1 pseudogene is annotated in these 295 nt (G+C 58.3%); it reads left to right on the plus strand.

Features of this window, described 5'->3' with window-relative positions:
• Nucleotides 1–258 (plus strand): annotated as a pseudogene (locus NE591_RS14845) (helix-turn-helix transcriptional regulator); the annotation flags it as partial.
• Between the last annotated feature and the right edge of the window lie 37 nt (nt 259–295).

Here is a 295-nt window from a genome sequence, read left to right on the forward strand (position 1 = left end):
TTTCAATACGAGTACCTGGGCCAGAACGTCGTGTATTCCATCAACCAGTTCTATACCATCGACCATCCGCAGCTGAAGATACCGCTCGCCTTGGGCACTCTCGAGCCCATGTGGCTCATACTGTGCGATTTCGTGAACGAGCGCCGCCGCGTTTTGCGCCTCGCCCCAGCCTTGGCCTTCATCGCGGCAAGCGAAATCGTCGTGCTGTGCCTGCCCGTGGACGAGTTTCGCCAATGGCTCTTCTACACGCTGCGATAGACCCCGAAAGCCAAGCACCACGGGAGAAACGCCTGTC

This window comes from Adlercreutzia sp. DFI.6.23 (assembly GCF_024462535.1).
Taxonomy (GTDB): Bacteria; Actinomycetota; Coriobacteriia; order Coriobacteriales; family Eggerthellaceae; genus Adlercreutzia; species Adlercreutzia rubneri.